This window comes from Humibacter ginsengiterrae (assembly GCF_054780115.1).
Genome location: NZ_BAAGWY010000033.1, coordinates 1 through 5,585 on the forward strand (window position 1 = coordinate 1; position 5,585 = coordinate 5,585).

Genomic DNA, 5,585 nt, shown 5'->3' on the forward strand with positions numbered 1-5,585 from the left:
GAGTGTCCGATCCTTGAGAACTCAACAGCGTGCACAATGTCATATGCCAATTAACCTCGTCACTGGCATCGGCCTTTTTGGTTGGTGTTGGTGTTGGGATTCCTTTGGATTAGATATTTTTGAATGTCAGTTTGATATTCGATTCTAGTCAGATCAGCTCTGTGGGTCTTTTGGCCTGCTGGGTGAATTTTCCGGCGCGGCCTTTTTGGGTTGTGTTGGTTTTGTTCATTTATGGAGAGTTTGATCCTGGCTCAGGACGAACGCTGGCGGCGTGCTTAACACATGCAAGTCGAACGATGATCTGCGGAGCTTGCTCTGCGGGGATTAGTGGCGAACGGGTGAGTAACACGTGAGCAATCTGCCCTTGACTCTGGGATAAGCGCTGGAAACGGCGTCTAATACTGGATATGACCCATCACCGCATGGTGTGTGGGTGGAAAGGTTTTTCTGGTTGGGGATGAGCTCGCGGCCTATCAGCTTGTTGGTGAGGTAATGGCTTACCAAGGCGACGACGGGTAGCCGGCCTGAGAGGGTGACCGGCCACACTGGGACTGAGACACGGCCCAGACTCCTACGGGAGGCAGCAGTGGGGAATATTGCACAATGGGCGCAAGCCTGATGCAGCAACGCCGCGTGGGGGATGACGGCCTTCGGGTTGTAAACCTCTTTTGGCAGGGAAGAAGCCTTTGGGTGACGGTACCTGCAGAAGAAGCACCGGCTAACTACGTGCCAGCAGCCGCGGTAATACGTAGGGTGCGAGCGTTGTCCGGAATTATTGGGCGTAAAGAGCTCGTAGGCGGTTTGTCGCGTCTGCTGTGAAATCCCGAGGCTCAACCTCGGGCCTGCAGTGGGTACGGGCAGACTGGAGTGCGGTAGGGGAGAATGGAACTCCTGGTGTAGCGGTGGAATGCGCAGATATCAGGAAGAACACCGATGGCGAAGGCAGTTCTCTGGGCCGTAACTGACGCTGAGGAGCGAAAGCGTGGGGAGCGAACAGGATTAGATACCCTGGTAGTCCACGCCGTAAACGTTGGGCGCTAGATGTGGGGACCATTCCACGGTTTCCGTGTCGCAGCTAACGCATTAAGCGCCCCGCCTGGGGAGTACGGCCGCAAGGCTAAAACTCAAAGGAATTGACGGGGGCCCGCACAAGCGGCGGAGCATGCGGATTAATTCGATGCAACGCGAAGAACCTTACCAAGGCTTGACATACACCGGAACGCCCTAGAAATAGGGAACTCTTTGGACACTGGTGGACAGGTGGTGCATGGTTGTCGTCAGCTCGTGTCGTGAGATGTTGGGTTAAGTCCCGCAACGAGCGCAACCCTCGTTCTATGTTGCCAGCACGTGATGGTGGGAACTCATAGGAGACTGCCGGGGTCAACTCGGAGGAAGGTGGGGATGACGTCAAATCATCATGCCCCTTATGTCTTGGGCTTCACGCATGCTACAATGGCCGGTACAAAGGGCTGCGATGCCGTAAGGTGGAGCGAATCCCAAAAAGCCGGTCTCAGTTCGGATTGAGGTCTGCAACTCGACCTCATGAAGTCGGAGTCGCTAGTAATCGCAGATCAGCAACGCTGCGGTGAATACGTTCCCGGGCCTTGTACACACCGCCCGTCAAGTCATGAAAGTCGGTAACACCCGAAGCCGGTGGCCCAACCCCTTGTGGGAGGGAGCCGTCGAAGGTGGGATCGGTGATTAGGACTAAGTCGTAACAAGGTAGCCGTACCGGAAGGTGCGGCTGGATCACCTCCTTTCTAAGGAGCAACTGGCATCCGTTGGGTGTCCAGGCGCCAGGCCGAGGCGAGTGTTCTCGGCTGGTTAGCTCATGGGTGGAACATTGACATTGGTTCCGGGTTTGACCGGTTCGTGGTTAGTACGGTCTCTCCTTCGCGGGAGTGGCAAGGAACGCTTCGGGTCGTGAGAGCCGGGACATGCACGCTGTTGGGTCCTGAGGGACCGGGCCGGCTGGAAGGCTGGACCTGAACCTCTGGGCCCATCTGTTGTCTTACCGTGTGGTGGGGTTGCGGGTGGGTGCCGACCGTATTTTGAGAACTCCATAGTGGACGCGAGCATCTTCGATTCTGACCCGTTTTCGGGTTGGGGTCGTGATGATCTTTTTGAAAGATCATTGGTCTATCTACGTCGAGCCTTTCGGGGTTTGGCGTCGATCGATTCAGACTCATGTGTTTTTCAAGTTTTTAAGAGCGAACGGTGGATGCCTTGGCATCTGGAGCCGAAGAAGGACGTAGCAATCTGCGATAAGCCTCGGGGAGTTGATAAGCGAACTGTGATCCGAGGGTGTCCGAATGGGGAAACCTGGCCAGGCCCTTTGTGGTGACCTGGTGACTCCCGCCTGAATGTATAGGGCGGGTAGAGGGAACGTGGGGAAGTGAAACATCTCAGTACCCACAGGAAGAGAAAACAATAGTGATTCCGTTAGTAGTGGCGAGCGAACGCGGATGAGGCTAAACCGTGCCATGTGTGATAGCCGGCGGGCGTTGCATGGTCGGGGTTGTGGGACTTTCCGTTGCTGTTCTGCCGGGCAGTTGGCGTGATGCGTGCGTGTAGGCGAACCACTTTGAATGGTGGGCCGTAGTGGGTGCGAGCCCCGTAGCCGAAATGCGTGACGCAGCGTGGAGAGGATCCCAAGTAGCACGGGGCCCGAGAAATCCCGTGTGAATCTGTCAGGACCACCTGATAAGCCTAAATACTCCCAGATGACCGATAGCGGACAAGTACCGTGAGGGAAAGGTGAAAAGTACCCCGGGAGGGGAGTGAAATAGTACCTGAAACCGTTTGCTTACAAACCGTCGGAGCCTCCTTTGTTGGGGTGACGGCGTGCCTTTTGAAGAATGAGCCTGCGAGTTAGTGATACGTGGCGAGGTTAACCCGTGTGGGGTAGCCGTAGCGAAAGCGAGTCCGAAGAGGGCGATCGTAGTCGCGTGTTCTAGACCCGAAGCGAAGTGATCTACCCATGGCCAGGTTGAAGCGACGGTAAGACGTCGTGGAGGACCGAACCCACTTCAGTTGAAAATGGAGGGGATGAGCTGTGGGTAGGGGTGAAAGGCCAATCAAACTTCGTGATAGCTGGTTCTCTCCGAAATGCATTTAGGTGCAGCGTTGCGTGTTTCTTGCCGGAGGTAGAGCTACTGGATGGCCGATGGGCCCTACAAGGTTACTGACGTCAGCCAAACTCCGAATGCCGGTAAGTGAGAGCGCAGCAGTGAGACGGTGGGGGATAAGCTTCATCGTCGAGAGGGAAACAACCCAGACCACCAACTAAGGTCCCTAAGCGCGTGCTAAGTGGGAAAGGATGTGGAGTTGCATAGACAACCAGGAGGTTGGCTTAGAAGCAGCCACCCTTGAAAGAGTGCGTAATAGCTCACTGGTCAAGTGATTCCGCGCCGACAATGTAACGGGGCTCAAGCACGCCACCGAAGTTGTGGCATTGACGCATAGACATAAGCCGCCGGCCTTGTTGCCGGTTGGTTCAGTGGTGTTGATGGGTAGGAGAGCGTCGTGTGGCGGGTGAAGCGGCGGAGTGATCCAGCCGTGGACGCCACACGAGTGAGAATGCAGGCATGAGTAGCGAAAGACGGGTGAGAAACCCGTCCTCCGAAAGACCAAGGGTTCCAGGGCCAGGCTAATCCGCCCTGGGTAAGTCGGGACCTAAGGCGAGGCCGACAGGCGTAGTCGATGGACAACGGGTTGATATTCCCGTACCGGCGAAGAACCGTCCCAGTCAATCCAGTGATGCTAAGAGCCCGAAACCCTCAACGACTGATCCCTTTTAGGGTGAGGCGTGGGGGAGGTAGCGCTCGACCCTATGCTGGTGCGGCTAGCGTATTAACAGGTGTGACGCAGGAAGGTAGCCGATGCCGGGCGATGGTTGTCCCGGTGCAAGTGCGTAGACCGGACGATAGGCAAATCCGTCGTCCTTGATGGTTGAGACACGATGCGGACCCGTAAGGGGAAGTTGGTGATCCTATGCTGCCGAGAAAAGCATCGACGCGAGGTTCCAGCCGCCCGTACCCTAAACCGACTCAGGTGGTCAGGTAGAGAATACCGAGGAGATCGAGAGAATCGTGGTTAAGGAACTCGGCAAAATGCCCCCGTAACTTCGGGAGAAGGGGGGCCTGAAGCGTGAACCCACTTGCTGGGGGAAGCGTGTGATGGCCGCAGAGACCAGTGGGAAGCGACTGTTTACTAAAAACACAGGTCCGTGCCAAGTCGCAAGACGATGTATACGGACTGACGCCTGCCCGGTGCTGGAAGGTTAAGAGGAACGGTTAGCCGTAAGGCGAAGCTGAGAATTTAAGCCCCAGTAAACGGCGGTGGTAACTATAACCATCCTAAGGTAGCGAAATTCCTTGTCGGGTAAGTTCCGACCTGCACGAATGGCGTAACGACTTCCCAGCTGTCTCAACCGCGAACTCGGCGAAATTGCACTACGAGTAAAGATGCTCGTTACGCGCAGCAGGACGGAAAGACCCCGTGACCTTTACTACAGCTTGGTATTGGTGTTCGGTGTGGCTTGTGTAGGATAGGTGGGAGACTATGAAGCGGGCACGCTAGTGTTCGTGGAGTCATTGTTGAAATACCACTCTGGTCACTCTGGATGTCTAACTTCGAACCGTAATCCGGTTCAGGGACAGTGCCTGGTGGGTAGTTTAACTGGGGCGGTTGCCTCCTAAAGAGTAACGGAGGCGCCCAAAGGTTCCCTCAACCTGGTTGGCAATCAGGTGGCGAGTGTAAGTGCACAAGGGAGCTTGACTGTGAGACTGACAGGTCGAGCAGGGACGAAAGTCGGGACTAGTGATCCGGCAGTGGCTTGTGGAAGCGCTGTCGCTCAACGGATAAAAGGTACCTCGGGGATAACAGGCTGATCTTGCCCAAGAGTCCATATCGACGGCATGGTTTGGCACCTCGATGTCGGCTCGTCGCATCCTGGGGCTGGAGTAGGTCCCAAGGGTTGGGCTGTTCGCCCATTAAAGCGGTACGCGAGCTGGGTTTAGAACGTCGTGAGACAGTTCGGTCCCTATCCGCTGCGCGCGTAGGAAGTTTGAGAGGATCTGACCCTAGTACGAGAGGACCGGGTTGGACGAACCTCTGGTGTGTCAGTTGTTCCGCCAGGAGCACCGCTGATTAGCTACGTTCGGGATGGATAACCGCTGAAAGCATCTAAGCGGGAAGCCGGCCTCAAGATGAGACTTCCATCCCTTAGGGGGAGAGGCTCCCAGCCAGACGACTGGGTTGATAGGCCGGATGTGGAAGCAAGGACTAAAGACTTGTGCAGCTGACCGGTACTAATAAGCCAACAACTTGACAAAACACTTCACCGTCTGAAACAACAGGCGAAGAAAACGCTCGCGTCCACTATGTGGTTCCCGATATACGGTCGGGACACCACCACCCCCCACCACGGTGGGGGGACTATGACTGTAAATCAATAGTGTTACGGCGGCCATAGCGAGAGGGAAACGCCCGGAAACATTCCGAACCCGGAAGCTAAGACTCCCAGCGCCGATGGTACTGCAGGGGCGACCCTGTGGGAGAGTAGGACACCGCCGGACTCCTTT

The 5,585-nt window shown here is 55.9% G+C and carries 3 rRNA genes; all 3 read left to right on the forward strand.

Annotated elements, in window-relative coordinates:
• Positions 1-228: 228 nt before the first annotated feature.
• A 16S ribosomal RNA gene (locus tag ACYVII_RS19035) occupies positions 229-1,760 on the forward strand.
• A 434-nt stretch (positions 1,761-2,194) separates the two neighbouring features.
• Positions 2,195-5,336 (forward strand): 23S ribosomal RNA (locus ACYVII_RS19040).
• A gap of 126 nt (positions 5,337-5,462) precedes the next feature.
• A 5S ribosomal RNA gene (rrf, locus tag ACYVII_RS19045) occupies positions 5,463-5,579 on the forward strand.
• The 16S, 23S and 5S rRNA genes sit together here, the layout of an rRNA operon.
• Positions 5,580-5,585: the final 6 nt, after the last annotated feature.